General features: G+C 66.5%; 20 protein-coding genes. 14 read left to right on the forward strand and 6 right to left on the reverse strand.

Annotated elements, in window-relative coordinates; all coding sequences use genetic code 11:
• The 6 genes from AC07OH_RS24665 to AC07OH_RS24690 all read left to right on the forward strand — a co-directional run.
• Positions 1–1,149: DUF2345 domain-containing protein (locus AC07OH_RS24665; RefSeq protein ID WP_495302459.1), on the forward strand; the 1,149-nt coding region annotated here is incomplete at its 5' end.
• A 1-nt stretch (position 1,150) separates the two neighbouring features.
• The gene (locus tag AC07OH_RS24670; protein WP_495302460.1) at positions 1,151–2,230 is read left to right on the forward strand and encodes a DUF4123 domain-containing protein; all 1,080 of its coding nucleotides are present in this window, start codon (positions 1,151–1,153) and stop codon (positions 2,228–2,230) included.
• 3 nt (positions 2,231–2,233) lie between these two features.
• A complete protein-coding gene (locus tag AC07OH_RS24675; RefSeq protein WP_495302461.1) occupies positions 2,234–5,374 on the forward strand; it encodes a metallophosphoesterase in 3,141 nt (1,046 codons plus the stop codon).
• A gap of 15 nt (positions 5,375–5,389) precedes the next feature.
• Complete coding sequence (locus AC07OH_RS24680; RefSeq protein ID WP_495302462.1) at positions 5,390–6,640, forward strand: hypothetical protein; 1,251 nt, start codon at positions 5,390–5,392, stop codon at positions 6,638–6,640.
• A gap of 169 nt (positions 6,641–6,809) precedes the next feature.
• The gene (locus AC07OH_RS24685; protein ID WP_495302463.1) at positions 6,810–7,295 is read left to right on the forward strand and encodes a RidA family protein; all 486 of its coding nucleotides are present in this window, start codon (positions 6,810–6,812) and stop codon (positions 7,293–7,295) included.
• Entirely contained in the window at positions 7,292–7,768 is a 477-nt protein-coding gene (locus AC07OH_RS24690) for a GNAT family N-acetyltransferase (RefSeq protein WP_495302464.1), read from the forward strand. The genes AC07OH_RS24685 and AC07OH_RS24690 overlap by 4 nt, the downstream gene beginning before the upstream one ends.
• 4 nt (positions 7,769–7,772) lie before the next feature.
• Here AC07OH_RS24690 and AC07OH_RS24695 read toward each other — a convergent pair whose 3' ends face one another.
• Together AC07OH_RS24695 and AC07OH_RS24700 are read right to left on the reverse strand one after the other, a co-directional pair.
• Positions 7,773–9,161, reverse strand: a complete 1,389-nt coding sequence (locus AC07OH_RS24695) for a sensor histidine kinase (protein WP_495302465.1) — start codon at positions 9,159–9,161, stop codon at positions 7,773–7,775.
• Between the two features lie 10 nt (positions 9,162–9,171).
• Positions 9,172–9,861 carry a response regulator transcription factor gene (locus tag AC07OH_RS24700; RefSeq protein ID WP_056574813.1) on the reverse strand — a complete coding sequence of 230 codons (690 nt, stop codon included), beginning with the start codon at positions 9,859–9,861 and terminating at the stop codon, positions 9,172–9,174.
• A gap of 114 nt (positions 9,862–9,975) precedes the next feature.
• Between AC07OH_RS24700 and AC07OH_RS24705 the strand changes: the two genes are divergently transcribed.
• From AC07OH_RS24705 to AC07OH_RS24720, 4 genes are all read left to right on the forward strand, one after another.
• Entirely contained in the window at positions 9,976–10,857 is an 882-nt protein-coding gene (locus AC07OH_RS24705; RefSeq protein ID WP_495302466.1) for an alpha/beta hydrolase, read from the forward strand.
• Between the two features lie 17 nt (positions 10,858–10,874).
• Positions 10,875–11,162, forward strand: coding sequence for a phosphopantetheine-binding protein (locus AC07OH_RS24710; protein ID WP_495302467.1), 288 nt, complete (start codon positions 10,875–10,877; stop codon positions 11,160–11,162).
• Positions 11,159–12,451, forward strand: a complete 1,293-nt coding sequence (locus tag AC07OH_RS24715) for a beta-ketoacyl-[acyl-carrier-protein] synthase family protein (RefSeq protein ID WP_495302468.1) — start codon at positions 11,159–11,161, stop codon at positions 12,449–12,451. The genes AC07OH_RS24710 and AC07OH_RS24715 overlap by 4 nt, the downstream gene beginning before the upstream one ends.
• Positions 12,452–12,551: 100 nt before the next feature.
• Positions 12,552–13,040, forward strand: coding sequence for a GNAT family N-acetyltransferase (locus AC07OH_RS24720; RefSeq protein ID WP_495302469.1), 489 nt, complete (start codon positions 12,552–12,554; stop codon positions 13,038–13,040).
• A gap of 12 nt (positions 13,041–13,052) precedes the next feature.
• On the opposite strand, the gene AC07OH_RS24725 is transcribed toward AC07OH_RS24720, so the two are convergent.
• Positions 13,053–15,314 (reverse strand): heavy metal translocating P-type ATPase, encoded by a 2,262-nt coding sequence (locus AC07OH_RS24725; RefSeq protein WP_495302470.1) that lies wholly within the window; start codon positions 15,312–15,314, stop codon positions 13,053–13,055.
• Positions 15,315–15,475: 161 nt separating this feature from the next.
• Between AC07OH_RS24725 and AC07OH_RS24730 the strand changes: the two genes are divergently transcribed.
• Both AC07OH_RS24730 and cueR read left to right on the forward strand, forming a co-directional pair.
• Positions 15,476–15,670: a heavy-metal-associated domain-containing protein gene (locus AC07OH_RS24730; RefSeq protein WP_192194276.1), complete on the forward strand. Its 195-nt coding sequence runs from the start codon at positions 15,476–15,478 to the stop codon at positions 15,668–15,670.
• Positions 15,670–16,089, forward strand: a complete 420-nt coding sequence (cueR, locus tag AC07OH_RS24735) for a Cu(I)-responsive transcriptional regulator (protein ID WP_495302655.1) — start codon at positions 15,670–15,672, stop codon at positions 16,087–16,089. The genes AC07OH_RS24730 and cueR overlap by 1 nt, the downstream gene beginning before the upstream one ends.
• 117 nt (positions 16,090–16,206) lie before the next feature.
• Here the strand turns inward: cueR and AC07OH_RS24740 are convergent, their stop codons facing one another.
• Positions 16,207–17,157, reverse strand: coding sequence for a YcjF family protein (locus AC07OH_RS24740; protein ID WP_495302471.1), 951 nt, complete (start codon positions 17,155–17,157; stop codon positions 16,207–16,209).
• A gap of 567 nt (positions 17,158–17,724) precedes the next feature.
• On the opposite strand from AC07OH_RS24740, the gene creB reads away from it, so the two are divergent.
• Together creB and creC are read left to right on the forward strand one after the other, a co-directional pair.
• Positions 17,725–18,519 (forward strand): two-component system response regulator CreB, encoded by a 795-nt coding sequence (creB, locus tag AC07OH_RS24745; protein WP_495302472.1) that lies wholly within the window; start codon positions 17,725–17,727, stop codon positions 18,517–18,519.
• Positions 18,516–19,958, forward strand: a complete 1,443-nt coding sequence (gene creC, locus AC07OH_RS24750; RefSeq protein WP_495302473.1) for a two-component system sensor histidine kinase CreC — start codon at positions 18,516–18,518, stop codon at positions 19,956–19,958. Before creB ends, creC begins: the two co-directional genes overlap by 4 nt.
• Here creC and AC07OH_RS24755 read toward each other — a convergent pair.
• Both AC07OH_RS24755 and AC07OH_RS24760 read right to left on the reverse strand, forming a co-directional pair.
• Positions 19,952–20,557 (reverse strand): hypothetical protein, encoded by a 606-nt coding sequence (locus AC07OH_RS24755; protein WP_492681929.1) that lies wholly within the window; start codon positions 20,555–20,557, stop codon positions 19,952–19,954. The two genes, creC and AC07OH_RS24755, sit on opposite strands and share 7 nt — an antisense overlap.
• Before the next feature lie 108 nt (positions 20,558–20,665).
• A complete protein-coding gene (locus AC07OH_RS24760; protein ID WP_495302474.1) occupies positions 20,666–23,059 on the reverse strand; it encodes a penicillin-binding protein 1A in 2,394 nt (797 codons plus the stop codon).
• Positions 23,060–23,068 lie beyond the last annotated feature (9 nt).

The following is a 23,068-nucleotide window of genomic DNA, read 5'->3' on the forward strand; positions in this document are numbered from 1 at the left end:
CAGCTCGGGGGTATCCAGATTCCGCGTATCGGGCAGGAAGTCGTCATTGGCTTCATCGCGGGAGACGCAGACCTGCCCATCTGCATGGGAAGGGTGCACAACCAGGTGAACCTGCCGCCGTGGCAACTTCCTGGCCAGAGCGCATTGAGCGGGTTCAGGAGCCGGGAGCTGACGGAAGGTGGAGGCAACAGTGTGGCGGGCCGGTCGAACCACCTGATCCTGGATGACACGGCCGAAAAAATCCAGGCGCAGCTCAAGAGCGATCACCAAAGCTCAAGCTTGAGTTTGGGAGCGATCACGCGCATCGAGGACAACGCGGGGCGCAAGGACCCCAGGGGTGAGGGCTTCGAGTTGCGCACTGACGCCCATGGCGTGCTCAGGGCGCAGGACGGGATGCTCATCACGACCGAAGGCCGCCCCGATGCGGCCCGCCACGCCAAGGACATGGGCGAAACCATCCAACGCCTGACGAGTGCACGCGACCAGATCGAAGGCCTGGCCGAAGCGGCCCGCACAGCCGAGGCCCAGGACGGCAACGACGACCAGTCCACCCTCGCCCAAGCCATCAAGCAGCAGAACGAAGACCTCCGGGGCCACGGCAGTCCGTCGACCGAAGGCCGCTTCCCCGAGTTGGCCGCACCGCATCTCGTGCTCGCCAGCCCCGCAGGCATTGCAGCCACGGCGACCACTCATCTGCACGCGCACACCGGCACGCACATCCAACTCACCAGCGCCGGTCACACCTCCTTGAGCGCCGCGCAACGCATCCTCGCCAGCGTGGCCGAGGGCATGCGCATCTTCACGCTCAAGAGCGGCATCAAGGCCTTTGCCTCGCAAGGCGACATCTGCATCGAAGCCCAAAGCGACGCCATCGAGGCCACGGCCTTGAAAGACATCGACATCGTGAGCACGGAAGACACGGTCTACATCACCGCCAAGAAGAAGGTCACGATCAACGGCGGCACCAGCTTCAGCGAATGGAGCGAAGGCGGCATCCGGCACGGCACGTTGGGCACATGGATCGAACATGCCGCGATGCACGGAACGCCGGGGCCGGACAAGAAGCCGGGGCCCACGGCACAGACCGTGTGCTGGGAGTGCATGCAACGCGCCATGCGCCGCGCGACGGCGGCTGCCCCTCGGGAGTGACATGCCGAACCACACCGCGCAACCGTCATCCGACCTCACACGCGCTGCACGAACCAGGCTCGATGTGGCGCTGCATCGAGCCATGTCGACGCAGATCGAACACTGGCTCCGTGCCGAAAGCGCTGCGACTGCCACGCCCATGCACCACTACGCACTCGTCAGTGCGGGGCAATGCGAAGAAGGCGTCGTCGCCCGCATGGTCGCGATGCAAGAGCTCTCCTGCGAACGCTTGTTCATGCAGACGCCCGAAGCCGAGATGGCTGACATCGGCCCCTGGCTCATCGAGATACCAGCCCCGTCCTCCGAATCACTGCGCCATGCGCTCGCGCATCAGGCCGCGGCCGAAGCGCTCACCCTGATGGCCAGCCCGTTGCGCTTACCGAAGCTCTCCGCGCATCTGCGCGGATTCCTGTCCGGCACATTGCCCGATGGATCGCCCGTTCTGTTGCGCTACTTCGATCCCCGCATCGGCTTCGACATGTTCGCGCACTGGTCAGACCCCGTGCAGCGCAAATTCAGCCGTCCGCTCGCCTGGTGGGCGGGCTGGGACGGTGACCTTCGCATTCGGTACATCAAGGGCGGCGCAGACACCGAGATCGCGCCGTCGAACGAGGGATTCGAACTCACTGCCGAATGGGTCCAGGCCATCGACAAGGCGGGGGAAGCGAATCTTGTCGTCGCTCTGCTCTGCGAAGAACTGGAAACATCGAATCCCCCCGCGGCCGACCTGCTCGCACAGATGCATCCATTGCTTCGCAGGCAGATCGCACAAGCCGCACTGGCATTCACCCGTCGCGCAGGCCTGGCGGGTTGGGACAACAAGGCACACGCATGCCGCCTTGCCTTGCTCAAGCACGCGCGCTTCCACACCCACCCCGGCTTCCTCGACGCTTTGTCGGTTGCACGCACACCGCTGAATCTCCGTGATGTCCTGGCGCACACGCCATCGGCAGTGCAGGAAGACTGGGCGCACGACCGCGACGCGGCGCTGGTCCGCCTCTGCGACGAGCAGTCCAACACCCTTCTGTCTTCCTTCAACACCACGGGCGGTGACTTCATGTCCGACACCAAGACCTTCTGATCCATGGCAAACGAACCCAAGACCGGCGCATCGGTGTGCGACTGCAGCGACCCGGCGCAGCAAGTGGCCGTGATCCTCTATCCCAGCCTCGGCACGCCGATGCTGATCTCTTCCAGCCAGAAAAAGTGCAGCCTCTTCATCGCCACCGCGACGCTCGGCGTGGCCAACAGCGCTGGCCGACGAACCACGCGTGACGAGCGCGCGGAGGTCGTCTCCATGGATGGCGACGAAGAGCAGACCGCCGCAGCCACCGTGGCACGTCATCTGCGCCTCGTCGGCATGAAGGGTGCCAAACCCGAAGCCGACATCCGCGTGGGTGAACTGACCGGAGACGGCGCAGACTGCGCCAAGGCCAAGGGCGCCATCAGGGTCTGGCGCGTCGCCAAGTTCGAAGCCGGCGCGCTCATCTACAACCAGAAAGGCGAAATCTTCGCCACCCTCAGTCCGCAGGCTGCGAGCGCGTACACCGCCTCGGGCTTCGCGGGCGGGCACATTTACGAAGTGGAGCTCGACATCGACAAGCTGGCCGTCCAGCCCGAGACCGACAGCTTCAAGAGCTTCGCCTGGATGGTCGAGCCCACCCGCCAGCAAAAGGAGAGCTTCCCCACGCTGTGTGCTGCCAGCACGGTGCATTCTCAAGACCTGCTGGTCGAGTCCTTCCTTGCCGCCCAGGTCAACGACCTGCGGCACCGGCACCAGTCCGCCAACACCAACGGCGCGCCCAAAGGGAAGGAAACCAATCTGATGGAATACGACGTCGCGCAAACGGCGCAGAAAGCTCGCACGCTGGCCCTCGACGATTCCCAGCGCCTGGCGGCGTGGCACCCCGTCATCCGACTGGCCGGTGACGGGCCACTGAAGCTCGGGCACCTGAGCGACGTTCACATCAACGTGCGGCACAATGCACTGGCCAAGTCACCGGCGCGCATCATCGAAGACAGCAGCAGCTTCGACGGCCCTGCAGTGGGCGCACGCGTGTGCAACAGCTTCAACGCGCTCAAGGAGCTCTTCGACAAGATCGGTGCCGGCAAGAAGCCCGACACGGCCCTGCTCTTCACCGGCGACCTGATCGATTTCAACCGCAACATCGATCCCCGACAGGTCGGCGACGGCATCGGCGAGCAATGGAAGAAGTTCAACGTGTTGAATCACTTCAACACGCCAGGCCTGTACCCACGCGGGCAGGACGACATGCTCGCCTTCAGTCTCGTTCGCTACGCCTACAACGAACTCAAGCTGCCTGTGTTCATGACCAGCGGCAACCACGAGGCATACACGGTGCCCTACGGCATCAGCCCGCGCATCAACGACTGGGGCGCCGCCATGGGCGTGCTCGAAGACACCACCGACACACTGGACACCGATGGCTGGGGCAGGGAGCGTGCCTTCGAGCCCACCACCACCGTCGCTACGCGTACAGGACCGCACCCAGTCAGCCGGATCGGGATCAAGGCCGAAATCGGCAGGCGAGTCGTCAACAGCAACAAGAAGCTCCACATCGAGGATCTGGCGGAAACCTACCGGGACTTCGACAAGGCCAGCCAATGGCACAACAACAAGGCCAACGAAGGCATCTCGGCCGACCACAACATGAGCATCTACGAGACCACGCTGGCATACGGTCCCACCTACGCGCAGGCCCTCACCGGCAACAACTACAGGACCGAAAACTACGACTGGTTCTACGCCCTCTTCACGCCGCTCGAGGACGTGCTGATCGCGCTGGGCGTTGAACCCGACCGGCCCGGATCGGCCACCCAGGTGATCGCTGCGCTGGGCTGGGGCCAAGGGGAGAACTTCAAGAACCTCACGGTGAGTGGCCTGTTGATCACCTCGACCGATCGCCAGGGAACCGGCATCCTGCCCCGCGCCACCCACTCCTTCAGCAACAAGCAGCTGCAGTTGCTGGGGCAGGCCCAGAGCCACAAACGCGCAAGCCCGGGTGCCAGCCTCACGGTAGCGACGCACTTCACCATCATCAACTACGACGAACCTCTGCTCTACTCGGCCACCCCGGAGCAGGCACGCTTCATTCCTTCGAGCGGCCCCTTGGGCGCCCCTCTTCGCGGGCAACCCGGTTTCAACAACGTCAACACCGGCACATGCGAGGTCAACCAGGACGTCTATTTCGAACGCTTCGTGTGCGTCGACGGTGGCGGCAAGGGCAAGGCCACACCCGAGACCGCGGTGGATTGGCACTTCAGCGGCCACAGCCATCGCAGCGGCGTCTACAACGTCGCGTGGTGCCAGCCGTCCAGCGGCGCGCGCATGATCCAGGTCACCAGTGCTGTCGACCCCGGCATCCGCAAGGAGACCGTGAAAGCGCCGGCACGCCAGCGCACGCGCTTCATCGTCAGCAGCAGCGGCGGTCCGGTCGGCAAGCAGAACCTCGACCGAGAACTCGACAGCTGGACCTTGCGTCCGCCCTCAGGCACGCTCCTGGACCCCGCGACGGGCATCATCACCCAGGTCATGACGCAACGCTCAAGCAAGAGCGCCGGCGCCCCGCTGAACGAGAAGCCGCGCCTCGCGGTGGCACTCGACTACATGGCCGTGATGAGCCGGCATCTAGACAAAGGCATTGACCCGCCCCTGGTCTTCGTGCCGACACCGCTGATACAGGCGGGGTGGAAGGTGCCGTTGACGCTGAGCGCAACCATGGCCAAGCTGGAGTGCATTGCAGGGATCAGGTTCTGGGTGTTTGAGCAAGTCGGCACGGGAGCAAGGGCCATGAGAATCTGGCACACCTTGACCACCAGGTACACCTCCGAAGTCCACAGCCCCTTCATCGAGCTCGAAGCCAAAGACCACGCCTTGCTGACGCGAATCCTGGACAACGGCGCAATCACCGAGCAAGCATTTTGTGAGGTGCTGTTGAAGCAACCCAAGGTCGGCAAGGACGATTGGAGCAAAGACATGGATTGCTCGGACCCTTGGATGTTTCCATTCGAAATCGGCGTATTCGGCACAGCCCTCAAGGGCGGTGGCGTGGACTACGGCGCCACGGGAACCTCGAAGTGGTTCTTCCGCAGGCCAGCGGAAGAGCGGGGGGAAGTTCCTGACTGGAAGTTTCTTGCGGAAAACTACAAAGGCAAAGGGTACGTGCTATCGAAGGAGGCCATCAATCCCGATGGCAATAAGTGAATCCGAAGGAAACCGATGGATCGCCGATCCCTCTTGTTGACAACCGCCGCATTCGCATCGTTCTCGCCCCTTCTTTTTGGATATGCCATGGGTACTAAGAAAAACATCAAGTCATTTGGCAAAGCCTATGACTACCTGCTCGAGCCAGCGCTCCGTCAACGAGAAGTGGGGAACTTGCAGCTGGTGATCGACAGCGCAGAATTCAGCGGCGTCGCTTTTCAGGGCGTCGCATGGCACAAAGTCAGGTTCGTGAATTGCGACTTCGTAGGTGCCTACGAAATCAAGCTCAGCGAACTACACGATTGTGTTTTTGAGGACTGTCGATTCGCTGGAATCATCAGCTGGGGCATTTCCAGATCGATTCGCTTTGTCCGTTGCCAAGCCGGAGGACAAAGCAATGTGATCGACCTCAGCGGGAGTTCCGATGTCCACTTTGAATCCTGCAGTTTCGTCGGTAAGGGTCAGAATCCAAACAATTGGGGCGGCATCGGGAGCAGAGGCGATGCCACTTTCGTCGACTGCAAGGCAAAGTGGTTCGAGCTTGCCGGCTATAAGAAAATCGTTTTGGACAGATGTGAAGCACAAGACATAGGCATCTGGACAGACAGTGCAGCAAACAGCGGAACGAGCTACGAATCAGCCGCAGTGACCATCCAGAACTCGAGGTTCCGTGGGGTTCTCGACATGGCTGCACGCGATCTTCAATCCCTCACTATTCGCGACACCGTACTGGAACATTTGAATCTGAACAATGCCGCCATCAAGAACGACATGTTGATTGAAAGGGTCAAGGGTGGATTCATCAATGCTGGCGTCACCGCGAAGAACTTCACCATCCGCAACAGCGAAGTCTTCGGCAACGGCAAGAGCATTTCATTCGTCATGCCGATGGACAGTGCGCAACAGGTCTTGCTCGAAGGAACGAGCTTCGGCACTGGCCCGATGCAACGCATCAATCTGGGACCAGGACGACCGCTTCAGGACAGCGAATGGCGGGCTGTCCCGATCAACAAATTGGCGGTCGTTCGCAACTGCACCCTGCCCATCGTCGATGCCTCCTGGCTGGAAACGCAACGCCTTGTGTTCGAGGGCAACACCATCGGAAGTCTCGACATTTCCAATGGCCGCATCGGACAGCTGGAAGTCAATGGAAATTCCGTCGATCGCTCGGTAAACCTCGCCAACACACAAGTGAGAGAAAGCAAGGTTCAGGTTTTCGCGAAGGATCAAGCCAAGTTCGACGGCTCCAATCTCAAGGCTCGTTGACCGCATTGGGACAATGCCTCGCCATCGAGGCCTTTCATTCGCTGCCGAGGAAGGACCGCTTGAACGCCAAGCTCACCCCCTCGTATTGAAGCGCCTCATCCCGGATTGCCACCCAGGACATCCGCGCATACCCTCGACGCCTGTCCATCACGCGCCGCCGACCATCGCCATGCCTCGCATCACCGATCGCCTCACTGAGTTGGGCCTCGCCCTTCCTCCGCCGGTCACGCCACCTCCCGGCGTCCTCCTCCCCTTCCAATTCGTCCGCCTCATCGGCCGGCGCGCCATCCTCTCGGGCCACGGCCCGTTGAATGCAGATGGCAGCATCGCCGCGCCACTCGGCAAGCTCGGCGCCGAGCTGACCGTCGAGCAGGGCTACACCGCCGCGCGCCTCACCGCACTCGCGATGCTCGGCAGCCTGCAGCGCGCGCTCGGAGACCTGGACCGCATCACCGCATGGACACGCGTGTTCGGCATGGTCGCTTCGGCGCCTGGCTTTCAGCAGCAGCCAGCGGTGATCAATGGGTTTTCCGACCTGATCCTCGAGCTCTTCGGCCCTGAGGTCGGTGCGCATGCGCGCAGCGCCGTGGGCATGGCCGAGCTGCCTTTCGGCATCCCTGTGGAGATCGAGGGCGAAGTCGAGTTCGACGTGTGAGCGCCGACGCAACGCGTTGGACCCTGCGCCGCGCAAACGCCGACGACGTGGCGGCCGTCACCGCGTGCGCCGTCGAGGCTTTCCGCACCTACATCCCACGCCTGGGCCTCACACCGAGGCCAATGACCCGTGACTACGCCGAGGCCGTCGCGCACCTGCAGGTCTGGGTGGCCGAGCGGCCGGAGCAACAGATCGGCGCGGCACTGCTGCTCGACGTGACCGACGAAGGCTTCCTGATCGACGTGATCGCCGTGCACCCCGACCACCAGGGCAGCGGCGCGGGCCGCGCGCTGCTCGAACTGGCCGAACGCGAAGCGCTGCGCCAGGGCCACGCGTCGATCTACCTGTACACGAATGAGAAGATGACCGAGAACCTCGCGCTCTACCAGCGCATCGGCTACGTCGAGTACCGGCGCGAATCCCTCGACGGGCGCACGCGCGTCTATCTGCGCAAGCCACTGCCGGCCGCATGAAATCTCAGGCGTCGTCGCCGAAGGTCACGCTCACGCGCAGACCGGTCGGCTCGGCGGCTTCGAGCCGCAGCTCTGCTCCTAACAGCTCGGCATAGCGCGCCACGATCGACAGCCCCAGCCCCGCGCCCTGCCCCAGCTTCTGGCCCGCGGGCCCTTGCGCCCAGCGTTGCATCAGGTCGCGCTGCGCTTCGATCGGAATGCCGGGTCCGTCGTCGATCACGCTCAGCGTGCGGCCCGCGAGTTCGACCGTGATCGTGCGCCCGCCATAGCGCAGCGCGTTGTCAATCAGGTTGTCGAGGATGCCCTCCACCAGTGCTTCGTTTGCCAACACCGTCACGCCACCTTCGTCGAGGCCGCGTGCGCCCAGGTCGACGCCGCGCGCATCGGCCCGCGCAAGATGCCGCAGCACGGTCTGTTCGGCCAGCATGTCGAGTTGCACAGGCGTGCGCTGCAGGTCAGTGCGCGCCTCGTCGGCCAGCGCCAGGGCGAGCAGCTGGTCGATCAGGTGGCTCGCGCGCGCCTGCCGCTCGGACACGCGCGTCAGCTGTTCGCGCCACACCCCGGTGTCGTGCTGCGCGAGCCCGTACTCGGCCAGGGCGCGAATGCCCGCGAGGGGCGTGCGCAGCTCGTGCGCCACGTTGCCCACGAACTCGCGCTGCGCGCGCACGCTGTAGCGCAGCCGGTCGAACAGCGCGTTGACGGCATCGCCCAGGCGCTGCAACTCTTTCGAGGTCTGCGCCACGGTCACCGGCGAGAGGTCGCGCACATCGCGCGTGTCGAGGGCGCGCTGCAGTTCGCCGAGCGGTCGCAGATCGCGCCGGATGCCATGCCAGAGCCACACGGCCAGCAGCACCAGCAGCAGCACCTGCGGCGCCATGGCATAGAACAGCAGCCGCTGCACGAGCGCCGCACGGCTGAGCGTGGTCTGCGCCACGATCACGCGGTAGGGCACGTGCAGGCCAGGCTCGGCGTCGTGGTCGAGCACCACGGCACGCAGCACCTGGCCGGCGTAGTCGATGTCGGAGAAGCGGTAACGCGAGCTTTCGCCCGGCAGGGGCGCCTTCAGGTCGGGATCGCCCGAGATCGTCGTGCCGTCGAGCCGCTGCACCGAGAAGTAGACCTTGTCGGTCTGGTCGAACAGCACGGTCGCCACCTCGCGCGGCGTCAGCAGCAGCTCGATGCCGCGCTCGCCGGCCTGCACGTTGGCCGACAGCGCATAAGCGTCGTCGAGCATGCCACGGTCGAAGGCCTGCTCGGAGAAGTAGTTGGCGATGACCAGCGCGATCACCGCGCCGGTCATCCAGGTGAGCGCCAGCGGCACCAGCACGTTGCGCAGCACGCGCCGCGTGAGCGAAGGTGCGGTGCGCGTGACCGATGGGGTGGCCTCACTCACGGGTCGCTTCTCACACCTCGGCTTCGAGCAGGTAGCCGATGCCGCGCAAGGTGCGGATGCCCGCGCCCGAGCCGAGCAGCTTCTTGCGCAGGCGCGAGATAAAGGCCTCGAGCGCGTTGTCGCCCAGCGATTCGTCGAAGCCCGAGAGCTTGTCCGACAGCGCCCGCTTGCTCACGGTGCGCCCCGGCGGGCTCATGAGTTCCCACAGCACCTCGAACTCGCGCGCCGGCAGGTCCAGCGGTGCGTTCGCGACCGCGAAGCGCCGCGCCTTGCGGTCGAGCTTGAGTTGGCCGAGCACCACGATGTCTTCGGTGCCCTTGGCGCGCCGCACCAGGGCGCGCAGCCGGGCTTCGACCTCGGCGAGGTCGAAGGGCTTGCCCAGGTAGTCGTCGGCGCCCGCGTCGAGCCCGGCGATGCGTTCTTCGGTGCGCCCGCGTGCCGTGAGCACCAGCACCGGCGTGCGGTCGCCGCGCGCACGGGCCTGTCGCAAGGCCGTGAGGCCGCTCGCCAAGCCGCTGGTGGGGCTGGCGGTGGCGGGCAGGTTGAGGTCGAGCAGCACGGCGTCGAAGGGCTGCACGCGCCACAGGTGGTCGGCGTCTTCGACGTTGGTCGACACGTCGACCCGGTGGCCGGCGTCGGCGAGGCTGCGCAACATCACGTCGCGTAGCACGGTGTCATCTTCCACAAGCAGGATTCGCATGGTGAGTGAATGAGTGGTGGGTGATTTGTTGGTCTGCCCTGGCGATGGACGCGTCAGCGGCCGGTCAGTCGCTCCCCGCGATAAACGCGACATGAGCATACGACACACCTCCCGATGAGTGCACGCGATCCCTCCGATCCCTTGAGCCTGGTGTCCCCCGCCGTGCAGCGCACCGCGGTGGTCCTGCTCCATGGTTTATGCAGCACGCCTGACGAGTTGCTGACCGTGCAATCGACCCTGCAGCGCCACGGGTATGCGGTGCAGCCGCTGAGCATCGCGGGCTACTCGTTCGACGCCGCCGCGCCGCTGCAGCAGGCCGTGCCCTTCGAGCGCTGGCTCGACACGCTCGAGGCGCACGTGAAGACGCTGCGGCGCACGCACGACCGCGTGATGCTGGTCGGCATCTCGGCCGGCGCCTCGCTGGCCCTGGGCGGCGCCATCCGCTGCGGGCGCGAGGTGGACGCGCTGGTGCTCATGTCGACCACGCTGCGCTTCGACGGCTGGGCCGTGCCGCGCACGCGCTTCCTGCTGCCGCTGGCCTTCTACACGCCGCTGGGCCGCCTCTGGCAGTACCGCGAGCGCCCGCCCTACGGCGTGAAGAACGAACGCGTGCGCACCTGGATCGAGCGCGAGCTGCGGCATCGCCAGGTCTCGCGCGCCGGCAGCGCGGTGATCGGCGTGGGCCACCTGCGCGAGCACGACCGGCTGATCCGCCACGTGCGACGCCGCCTGAACGACGTGCAGTGCGAGCAGGTGCTGGCGCTGCATGCGCGCGAGGACGAGGTGGCCAGCCTGTCCAACCTCGACCTGCTCGTTCGCGGGCTGCGCTGCGCCTCGCTGCGCACCGTGGTCCTGAACAACAGCTACCACATGATCAGCATCGACAACGACCGCCAGCAGGTGGTGCGCGAGACCCTCGCCTTCGCCGAGACCGTGGCCCACGGCCCGGTGCCCGAACCCGTGTTCCGCGCCCGCGGACTTGCTCTTCACGCCTGAAAGAAAGGAACCTCCTCATGTCTTCCTCTCCCACCTTCAACAGCATCGCCACCATCCTCGAGACCGATTTCCGTGTGGAACGCGCGAACATCTCGCCCACCACCGCGCTGTCGGACCTCGGTCTCGATTCGCTGGCGCTCATGGAGTTCGTCTTCGCGGTGGAAGACGCCTTCCATCTGCGCATTCCCGAAGACCGGCTCGACCCGCGCGAAGCAGGCATCACGCTGCAACGGCTGTGCGAAGTGATCGATGCCGAAGGCGAAGCCGTCGCTGCACGCGCCGAGCCCATGGCAGCCGCCGCATGAGCAGCGGCGCCGCCCATGCCGTGCTCGCGGCCGCTTCGACCGCGCACACCGCCGCCGCACCCGTGCACGTGAGCGGCCTCGGCTTCGTCACGCCGCTCGGGCGCAGCATCGAGGCCTTCGACGATGCGCTGTTCGCCGGCCGCTCCGCGGTGCGCGCGCAGACGCTCGAGATCCCGGGCATGGACCCGATGGCCATCGCCGCCGCCACCTGCGACTTCGACGCCAGCGGCGTGCGCAGCGCCTCGCGCCTGCCGCTGGACCGCGGCACCGCGATGGCCCTGGCCGCCGCACAGGATGCCGCGGCCGATGCCGGGCTGGACCTCGACGCCATCGACCGCGACCGCCTCGGCGTCTTCTGGGGCAGCGGCCTGGCCGGTGCCGGCACCTTCGACGCCACCACGCGCGCGCTCTACGGCGAGCAGCGCCGCATGCGCCCCACCACCGTGCTCACCGTGATGCCCAACGCCGCGGTCGCCGAACTGGCGCTGCACTTCGGCGCGCGCGGCGCGGCGCTGGCGTATGCCTGCGCCTGTGCCTCCTCCGCGGTGGCGATCGGCGAAGCCATGCGCGCCATCCGCGGCGGCTGGATCGACATCGCCATCGTCGGCGGCCACGACGCGATGCTCACGCCCGGCGTGATGGCCAGCTGGCACGCGATGCGCGTCATGGCGCCGCCGCCGGCCGATGCGCCCGCCGCCGCCTGCCGACCGTTCTCGGCCGATCGCGCGGGCTTCGCCATCGGCGAGGGCGCCGCCGCGCTGGTGCTCGAATCGGAAGCCCATGCACGCGCCCGTGGTGCCGGCGCGCAGCCCTTGGTGCTCAGCGGCTACGCCAGCAACTGCGACGGCACGCACATCACCAACCCCGACCCGGCCGGCCAGGTGCGCGCGATGCGTGCCGCGCTGCGCGACGCCGGGCTCGTGCCCTCGGACATCGGCCACATCAACGCCCACGGCACGGCCACGAGCGCCGGCGACGCGGCCGAGGCAGCCTCGATCGGCGAACTGTTCGGCAACGCCGCACCGGTCAGTGCGACCAAGGCGATCCACGGCCACGTGCTGGGCGGCGGCGGTGCCATCGAACTCGTGGCCGCGTTGCGCGCACTGGCCCGTGAGACCCTGCCGCCCATCGCCCACCTGCACACGCCGGATGCCGCGTTCGGGAACGTCGACTTCGTGCGCGGCGCGGCGCGCGAGGCGCGGGGGCTGCGCCATGTGCTGTCGAATTCCTTCGCCTTCGGCGGCACCAACGCGGTGATCGTGGCGAGCCGGCGCTTCCCGGACGGTTGAACTTCGGGGGAGGAAAAAAGCGGGGCGGTTGTCAGCACCACCTTGCCATGGCTATGCTCGGCCGCATCCATCCTTGCGGACCTCATAGAAGAAGCGCGACATGCCCCTGCACCGCCTCGCCACATCCTCCGATTTCGACGCCGTCTTCGATCTCTACATGCATGAGAAAGTCGTGCCCTTCCTGGGCTACGACCCGATGCCGCGCGAGGACTTCCGCACGGTCTTCCAGGACCTGCTCGACAGCCGTGGTTTCTTCATCTTCGAAGTCGATGGCCGGCTCGCCGGCTTCTACCGCGTCACGCGCTACCCGGGCCGTGCGCAGCATGTGGCGAGCCTGGGCACGCTCGCCGTCGATCCTAATCTGCATGGCCGCGGCGTCGCGCAGACCATGGTGACCGACGTGCTCGCGCGGCTGAAGGCCGAAGGCGTTCGCCGCGTCGAGCTGATGGCCGAGAGCGACAACGCCACGGCCCTGCGTTTCTATGCCCGGCTGGGCTTCGTGCAGGAAGGCACGCTGCGCCAGTTCTACCGCCGGGCCGGCGAAGCGGACTTCGTCGACGAGCACCTGATGGCGCTGCTGTTCGACTGATCCGCTGTCGGGTCAATGTTGTTGGTGCTTGGGCTTCCAGCGCCGCAGCAACAGCGCATTGGCCATCACGCTCACGCTCGACAACGCCATCGCCGCACCGGCCACCACCGGGCTCAGCAAACCGAAAGCCGCGAGCGGGATGCCGGCCACGTTGTAGGCGAAGGCCCAGAACAGGTTCTGCCGGATCTTCGCCACCGTGCGGCCCGAAAGTTCGAGCGCTTCGGCCACGAGCGCGAGGTCGCCGCGCATCAGCGTGATGCCGGCCGCTTCCATCGCCACGTCGGTGCCGCCGCCCGACGGCGCCATCGCGATGCCCACGTCGGCCGCGGCGAGCGCGGGCGCATCGTTCGCACCGTCGCCGACCATCGCGACCACGTGGCCGTTCTTGCGCAGCGCGCTCACCTGCTCGGCCTTGTCGGCGGGCAGAACGTCGGCGCGCACGTCCTCGGCCGGAATGCCCAGGCGCGCGGCCATCGCCCGCGCCGCGCGCAGGTTGTCGCCCGAGATCATCACCACGCGCAGGCCGCGCCCGCGCAAGGTGCGGATCGCTTCGGCGGCCTGCGGCTTCGGCTCGTCGGCGAAAGCCAGCAGCGCCTGCACATGCGCGGAACCGGCATCGTCGAAGCGCAGCAGCGCGGAGACCGTGGCACCCTGCGACTGCAGGCGTTCGATGTCGTCTTCAGCAGGCATCGCATCGAGTTCACGGCACCAGCGCAGGCTCGCGATGGCCCAGGTCGCGCCGTTCACTTCGCCGCGCACGCCGCGCCCCGGCATCGCCTGCATCGCACCGAGCGGCGGCGCCTGCACGCCGCGTTCGGCAGCGGCAGACAACACGGCGCGTGCGAGCGGATGCTCGCTGCCGCCTTGCAGGCTGGCGGCCGTGGCGAGCAGGTCGTTCTCGTTGGCCAGCGCGCCGGCCGCAGGCAACAGTGCCGTGAGCACGGGGCGGCCCACCGTCAGCGTGCCGGTCTTGTCGAAAGCCACGGTGTCGACGCGGTGTGCAATTTCCAGTGCCCGTGCGTCCTTGATGAGGATGCCGTGCTTCGCGGCCACGCCGGTGCCTGCCATCACCGCGACCGGCGTCGCGAGGCCCAGCGCACACGGACAAGCGATCACGAGCACCGCCACCGCATGGATCAGCGCGGTCTCGACACCGGCACCCGCGACCATCCAGCCGGCGAAGGTGACGAGCGCGATCAGCAGCACCACCGGCACGAACACCGCCGCCACCTGGTCGACCATGCGCTGGATCGGCGCCTTGGCGGCCTGCGCGTCCTCGACCAGCCGGATGATGCGTGCCAGCACGCTCTCGGCGCCGACCGCGCGCACCTCGATGACCATGCGGCCGTCGCCGTTCACCGCGCCGCCGGTCAATGCGTCGCCGGGGTTCTTGGCCACGGGCAGCGGTTCGCCCGTGAGCATCGATTCGTCCACCTCGGACTGCCCTTCAAGCACGCACGCATCGGCCGGCACGCGTTCGCCGGGGCGCACGGCGAGGCGGTCGCCGACCATCACGTCGGCCAGCGGCACGTCGCTTTCCTTGCCGCGTGCGTTGATCAGGTGCGCCACTTCGGGCCGCAGCTGCTGCAGCGCGCGGATCGCGGAGGTCGCCTGGCGCTTGGCGCGCGCCTCGAGCCACTTGCCCAACAACACCAGCGTGATCACCACCGCCGAGGCTTCGAAGTACAGGTGCGGCACCATGCCGTGCCCCGCATGCTCGCCGGTGGCGGCGCGCCACCACAGCCACAGCGACAGGCCGAAGGCCGCGCTGGTGCCCAGCGCCACCAGCAGGTCCATGTTGCCGGTGCGGGCCTTGGCCGCATGCCAGCCCGCGCGGTAGAAACGCGCGCCGAGCCAGAACTGCACCGGCGTCGCGAGCAGCAGCTGCACCCAGGGCGGCAGCATCCAGCTCTGGCCGATCAGGTCGCCGAGCATCGGCGCCATCAACGGGATCGACAGCGCCAGGCCAACGGCCACGGGCATGAAGCCGTGCCAGGGCGACATCGCCGCCGCTTCGTCCTGCGCGGTGCTTTCGGCACGCGGTTCGTAGCCGGCGGCGCGCACGGCGCGGCGCAGCAGCAAGGCCATGTCCTCGCCGCCGGTGGCCACGATGCGGGCCGACTCGGTCGCGAGGTTGACGCTCACGTCCTGCACGCCGGGCACGTTCTTGAGCGCGCGCTCCACGCGCATCACGCACGAGGCACAGGTCATGCCGCCGACCGAGAGGTCCAGCGTGGCGGCGGCTGCGGAAGGTTGGGGCTGAATGTGTTCCATGGTCCCGAGGCTAAAGCCTGACACCATGGCAAGGTCAAGCGCGGATTGTTCAAAGCCCTGGACTGGACGTTGACATCGTGAGAGGGTTGAAACTGGCGTTGTCCCCGATTCGGGTGTTCAATCCTTCCACCCTTCATTCATTCCCACAAGGAGCAACGACGATGAGCCAGAAATTCCAGGTCTCCGGCATGAGCTGCGGCCACTGCGTGGACGCCGTGCAAGACGCGGTACAGACGGTCGATCCGCATGCGCAGGTCACGGTCGATCTCGAAACCGGCCATGTGGACGTGTTGAGCCAGCAGCCGCGCCAGGACATCGTGGCCGCGATCGAGAACGCCGGCTACACCGTTCAATGATGACGGCGACCTCCGCCCCCGGCCGCCAGGTCGCCATCGGCGAGGCCGCGCGGTTGTCGGGCGTGTCGGCGCGCATGGTCCGCCACTACGAAGGCCTGGGCCTGCTGCCGGCGGTGGCGCGCACCGAGAGCGGCTACCGCCAGTACAACGACGCCGACATCCACACGCTGCGCTTCATCAAGCGCTCGCGCGATCTCGGGTTCTCGATGGAAGAAATCGCCGAACTGGTCGGCCTGTGGCACAACCGCCGCCGCGCCAGTTCGAGCGTGAAGCGCATCGCGCAAAAGCACCTGGGTGAACTGGAACAGCGCATCGCCGACATGCAGTCGATGCGCAGCACGCTCGCGCACCTCGTGCATTGCTGCCATGGCGATGCGCGGCCGGATTGCCCGATCCTCGACGATCTGAGCCAGGTCTAGCCGGCGCTCCCTTCGTGGAACACCGAGGAACCGGCTTTGCCGGGCCTCAGGTGTTGCCCCCGGTAGGGGGTTGGAGAAGCGACACGAAGTGCGCGAAGCCTGGGGGCGAGCCTGTGATCAGGCGTTCTTCACGAGCGACAGCACCTGGCTCGTGTCGAGGGTGCGCGCCCGTTCCTTGATCGCCGGCAGGTACTGCGTCTGCAGGCCCTGCCCTTCCTTCACCACGCTGGAGAACGCGTCCTTCAGCATCTGCGTGGACAGCGTGCGCCCGCCCGCGTAGTAGCGCTTGGCCACGTGGCCCAGGGCGTAGGTCGACGCGAAGCTCATGCCCGAGCTCACGGCCTGCTTGCCGAGACCGCCCAAGAGGCCGCCGCCGACCTTGCCCAGCAGGCCGCCGAGCAGCTTGCGACCCGCCTGCTCCAGGTACTGCGAGGTCAGGCCCACGCCCACGGTGGCCAGGAAATCCTTGATGTGGCCGGTGTCCAGCTGGTAGCCGTGCGCCTGCCCGATGCGGTAGACCAGCTTCATCTGCAGCGGAATGATCGCCATGGTCGACAGCGTCTCGGGCAGCAGTTCGAGCGCGCCGTTGAGGATGGCGGCGTTGAGGATCGCGCGGTCGAGCTCGGTGCTGTCGGGCGCCTGCGGCGCCGCGGGGGTTGCCGCCGCTCCGGCCGTCACCGCCACCGCCGCCGGCACCGCGGCGGCAATGTCTTCCGCCCGCTGCGAGAACTGCGCCGCCGAGGCGTCCAGGCCCAGCGAGCTGCGCACGTCCATCAAAAAGAGCCGCTCCGGCTCCGACTGCACGCCGTCGGCGTCGCACATGCACACCGCCATCTCGTACGCCAGCTGGCGCGACTCGGCGCTTTTCAGCTCGCCGGCCACCGAGGCCAGCGACACCCGCTTCATGAGCACGTCCTCGTAGATCGTCGGCAGGTTCACGCCGTCGGCCTGCGACAGGCCCTCGGCGATGCGCTTGATCTCGGCGCGCTCGCGTTCGTGCTTTTCGCCGTCGACGAAGGCCGCCAGCAGGCTCAAAGTGACGATCGCTTTTGTTTCAGAAGGTGTCATGTTCGAGATTTTTCGTCATGTGAAGGAGCGGATTGGGTCCGCGCCGCGCCCGAAGGTTCCTCTGTGCGTTCTCCCCACAAAACTGGGGCAACTCTGTGGATAACCCCGGCACTGCTCTGTAGGGGTGTTGCAAGTCATTGATTTGCAAGGGAAATCTACAACCTGCTCAATTAACAGGCAATGAATTTCTCGACCCGAAAACCGTCTTTCGCAGAATTGGCGAAGGCTGTCAAAGGACAACTCTGGGGAGAGTTTTTGCACAAGCCATCGGTTATCCACAGGGCCGGCGGGTTACCCCATGTTGTCCAAGTTGCGGGTACACCACGGAAGCGCGGGTGCGCACAGTGACGCGGGCATGACAAGTCGTTGTCACGTCAAGGAAAAAGTGACCTTTCCACAGACGGGTGCGACCCTTATCTACTACTACTAATTTGAATAAGAAGAATAAGAAGACAGGAAGAGGAAAAGCCGCGCCCGAAAAAAAGCCGCGAAAGGCCGCGCCGGTCCCCGGCGCCTCGGGCGAAAAACCGGGCACGGGTCGTCCGTGGCCCTCGCTAACATCGCCGGATGAGCTTCAAACCCCGGATCCTGATTGCCGAAGACGAATCGGGCATCGCCGACACGCTCCAGTACGTTCTGAGCAGCGACGGCTTCCAGCCGGTCTGGTGCGCCACGGCCGAAGAAGCCATCGCGCAGTTCGCGCAGGAACGCCCCGCGCTGGCCATCCTCGACATCGGATTGCCCGACCTGAACGGCTTCGAGCTCTTCAAACGCCTCCAGGCGCTGAATCAGTCGATGGGCGGCCCGGAGGTACCGATGGTGTTTTTGACGGCCCGCAGCGACGAAATAGACCGCGTGGTGGGCCTCGAACTCGGTGCAGACGACTACATTGCCAAGCCGTTCTCCCCCCGGGAACTGGTCGCCCGGGTGCGAACCATCCTGCGGCGCAGTGCCAGAAACGGCTCAGGAAGCCCGTCAGTCGCCGCAGCGCCGATTCATGGGGTACCCCATCAAAACGCGCCGGCGCCGCCTCCAGCGGCGCCACAGACCCCTGCAACGCCCTTTTCGCTCGACAGCGAGCGCATGCAAATCCGTTACTACGGACGGCTGCTGGAACTCTCGCGCTACGAATACGGCCTGCTGAAACTCATGGTCCAGCGCCCGGGGCGCGTGTTCACGCGCGACGAACTGCTCCAGCTCGTCTGGGACGACGCCAGCGACAGCTTCGACCGCACGGTCGACGCGCACATCAAGACGCTGCGCGCCAAGCTCAAGACCATCGCGCCCGAGGTGGAACCGATCCGCACCTTGCGCGGCACCGGCTACGCGCTGCACGAAGATCTGCCCGCCAGCAGGGAATGACCCGCCGGACCCGGATCTTCATCGGCATCCTGCTGATCTACACGGCGGGCATCGCCTTCCTGCTGTACCGCGTCGTCTCCGACATCGACCCGCGTTACCGCGAGTCGGCCGAAGAATCACTGGTCGAAACCTCGCAGCTCATGGCCAGCCTGGTCGAGCAGGACGTGATCGCCGGCGCCATCAACACGGCGCGGCTGGAGCCGCTCTTTCGAAGCGTCTACACGCGCGAGTTTTCGGCCCAGATCTACAACCTGCACAAGAGCCGGGTCGAGCTGCGCGTGTACGTCACCGACCGCACCGGCCGCGTGATGTTCGATTCGCTCGGCCGCCACCAGGGCAACGACTACTCGCAGTGGAGCGACGTGAAGCGCACGCTCGGCGGCCTGTACGGCGCGCGCACCTCGCGCGACGTCGACGGCGATCCGCGCACCTCGGTGATGTACGTCGGCGCGCCGATCCGCTGGAACGACGAGATCGTCGGTGTCGTCAGCGTCGGCAAGCCGGTGCAGAGCTTCGGCCAGTTCGTCGAGGACGCGCGCGTGCGCACCATCTGGGTCGGCGTGGGTTCGGCGCTGGCGCTGCTGCTGCTCACCGTGATCGTCTCGGTGTGGCTGGTGCGGCCCTTCGGCCTGATCCGCGACTACTGGACCTGGGTGCGCGCACAGCGCAGCCTGAGCCTGTCGCGCATGGCGCGGCGCGCGGTCGATGCGGTGCGCACCGGCTTCGGTGAAATGCGCGACGCGCTCACCGGGCGCAACTACGTGGCCGACTACGTGCAGACCTTCACGCACGAAGTGAAGAGCCCACTCTCGGCCATCCGCGGCGCGGCCGAGCTGCTGCAGGAACCGCAGATGCCGCACGACCAGCGCGAACGTTTCCTGAAAAACATCGAACGCGAAACCCAGCGCATCCAGGAAATCGTCGACCGCATGATGGAGCTCACAGCGCTCGAAACGCGGCGCACCCTCGACCGCACCGAGCCGGTGGCGCTGGGCCCGTTGATCGAAGACATTGCCGCGAGCGCGCAACCCGCCGCGGGCCGGCGCGGCATCCAGCTGATCGTGAACATTCGCGAGCCTGCGCGCGTCGAAGGCGATCCGTTCCTGCTGCGCCGCGCGATCAGCAATCTGCTGGACAACGCGCTCGACTTTTCACCGCCCGACAGCGAGGTGCTGCTGACGCTGGAAACCACAGCGCGCCTGGCGCGCATCAACGTGCGCGACCACGGCCCGGGCATCCCGGACTACGCGCAGGACAAGGTCTTCGAGAAGTTTTATTCGCTCGCCCGGCCACACAGCCAGAAGAAGAGCACGGGGCTGGGGCTGGCGTTCGTGAAGGAAATTGCGACGCTGCACCGGGGCCGCATCGACCTGGGCAACGCGACGCGTGGCGGCGCCGTGGCGACGCTCACGCTGCCGCTGTTGTCAACGCATCACTGACCGACCAGGACGCGGTACGCCTCGCGCGTCTCGGGGCTCACCGCCTCGAGCAACTGCTCGTACGAGGTCTGGTGCCGCGCCAGCATGCGCGCCGAGGCCACGGCCTTCGATTTGCAGAACCAGTGGCAGGTGTGCTGCATCAGGAACAGCTCGGCCGACATCGTGAAGGCCTTCGATTTCGGCGAACGGCCTGCCGCGTTCTTCGCCACGCCCGCGATGCCGCGCGCATGAATGCGCAGTGCTTCGCGCAGGTCGAAGCTGGCGGAAGGGAACAGCGTGGTGGCGAACGGCAAGGCCACCGGCAGGCGGCTCACGCGCGTGTCGGCTTCGGGTTCGCGCGCCAGCTCGGCGGCGAAGGTTTCGAACTGGGCGGCGAGTTTTTCCTCGGTGGCGTCGAGCAGGTGCCAGATCTGCTGGCGGCGTTCGGCGTCGTCTTCACCGAGGCAGCGCAGGTAGCCCTGGGTCAGGCTCTCCATCAGCTTTTCGATCTGGTAGCGGCCCAGATGGCGACCGAGCAGCGCGATGCGCTGGCGCTGTTCCTTGGACTTGAGGATGTAGAAGCCGGCGGCGATCAGGGCCACCAGGGTGAGGATTTCCATGGATGCGAGAAAAGGGGAGAAAAAAGAAGAGACAAAAAGAAGCGGGGGCCGCGGCACCGAGTGTAGGCACCGCGCGTCCCCCGCATCTTTGGGTGATCTCGCTGCCGGCTAGCGGAAGAAATCAAGAATGCGGTTGCGCTCTTCAGGCGGCGGCGGTGCGCCCACCGGCGCGCCCGTCAGCACTTCCACCGGCTGTATCGGCTGCTCGGCACTTTCCAGGCCCAGGCTCGCCACGTTGTGGCCCGGCGTGAAGTCGTCGAAGTACCACTCGCCGTCGACGTTGACCACGCCGGGCGGTTCGGCCGGCAGGGTCACGGGCACGCCGCGCAACGCCGACTGCATGTAGCCGATCCAGATCGGCAGGCTCAGGCTGCCGCCGGTCTCGCCGCGCACGCCGAGCTGGCGCGGCGTGTCGTAGCCGACCCAGGCGATGCCCACGCGCGTGGGCTGGAAGCCCGCGAACCAGGTGTCGAAGGAGTCGTTGGTGGTGCCGGTCTTGCCGTACAGGTCGTCGCGCTTGAGCGCCTGGTAGGCCTTGAAGCCGGAGCCGCCCTTGACCACGCTCTGCAGCAGCGATTCCATGATGAAGGCGTTGCGCGCGGGAATGGCGCGGCGGCTTTCGTCGAGCACCGGGGGCTCGGTTTCCATCAGCACCTTGTCCTTGAGGTCGGTCACGCGCGTCACGAGGTACGGGTTCACGCGGTAGCCGCCGTTGGCGAACACCGAATAGCCCACCGCCATTTGCATCGGCGTGACCGAGCCGGCGCCCAGGCCCATCGGCAGGTTGGCCGGGTGCTTGTCCTTGTCGAAGCCGAACTTGGTGACCCAGTCTTGCGCGTAGGGTGCGCCGATCGACTGCAGCACGCGCAGCGTGACCAGGTTCTTCGACTTCATGAGCGCGTTGCGCAGCGGCATCGGGCCTTCGAAGCCGCCGTCGAAGTTCTTCGGGTCCCAGGGCTGGCCGCCGTTGGCGGCGGCATCGAAGACCAGCGGCGCGTCGTTCACCACGGTGGCGGGCGTGAAGCCCTTTTCGAGTGCGGCCGAGTAGATGAACGGCTTGAAGCTCGAACCCGGCTGGCGCCAGGCCTGCGAGACGTGGTTGAACTTGTTCTTGCCGAAGTCGAAACCGCCGACCAGCGCCGTGATCGCGCCCGTGCGCGGGTCCATGCCGATGAAGGCGCCCTCCACTTCGGGCAGCTGCGTGATCTCCCAGGTGTTCTTCGGCGTCCTGGCGACGCGGATCACGGCGCCGCGGCGGATCTTGATGTTCGGCGGCGCCTTCGCGGCCAGGCCGGACTGCGCGGGCTTGAGGCCCTCGCCGGAGATCTCGAAGGCTTCGCCGTTGGCGCGCACCACGGTCACTTCCTTGGCGCTGGCTTCCAGCACCACGGCCGAGATCACGTCGCCGTTGTCGGGGTGCTCGGCCAGGGCTTCGTCGACCGCCTCGTCGATTTCCTTCTGGCCGCTGGCCGGCAGGTCGACGAACTTCTCGGGGCCGCGGTACACCTGACGGCGCTCGTAATCCATGATGCCCTTGCGCAGCGACTTGTACGCCGCCGCCTGGTCGGCCGCGATCAGCGAGGTGTAGACCTTCATGCCGCTGGTGTAGATGCTGTCGCCGTACTGCGCGTACATCATCTGGCGCACCGTCTCGGCCACGTACTCGGCGTGCAGGCGGTTCGGGTCGGCGGCGTCGCGCAGGTGCAGTTCTTCCTTCTTGGCCTCGACCGCCTGCTCGGCGGTGATGAAGCCGGTCTCGTGCATGCGGTCGATCACGTAGAGCTGGCGCGCCCGCGCGCGGCGCGGGTTGGCCACCGGGTTGTTGGCGCCGGGCGCCTTCGGCAGGCCGGCCAGCATGGCGGCCTCGGCGATCGTCACCTGCTGCAGCGGCTTGCCGAAGTAGGCCTCGGAGGCGGCGGCGAAACCGTAGGCGCGGTTGCCCAGGTAGATCTGGTTCAGGTAGATCTCCAGGATCTGGTCCTTGCTCAGCTGCTGCTCGAGCCGGAAGGCCAGCACGATCTCCGACGCCTTGCGGCTGAGCGTGCGCTCCGAGCTCAGGTAGACGTTGCGCGCCACCTGCATCGTGATGGTCGAGGCGCCCTGCTTGCGCCCGCCCTTGAAGCTGGCCACGGCCGCGCGCGCGAAGCCCTTGTAGTCCACGCCGCCGTGGTCGTAGAAGCGCGCGTCTTCCACGGCCAGCACGGCATCTTTCATGACCTTCGGAATGTTGGCGAAGGGCGTGAGGTTGCGGCGCTCCTCGCCGAACTCGCCGATCAGCGAACCCTCGGCCGTGTACACCCGCAGCGGCAGCTTGGGCCGGTAGTCGGCCAGCTCGGAAATGTCGGGCAGCTTCGGGTAGATGGCGACCACCCCCACGATGGCAGCGCCCAGCAGCGCAACGGCGCCGGCACCGGCCGCGATGGCGCTCCAGCCGGCGATGCGTTTCCACGGGAGCTGGCGCAGCGCACCGGCGGGTTGGGAAGGGCGAGGTTCTTGGGACATGGGATGGGG

The organism is Variovorax sp. GW821-FHT10C12, assembly GCF_059415405.1.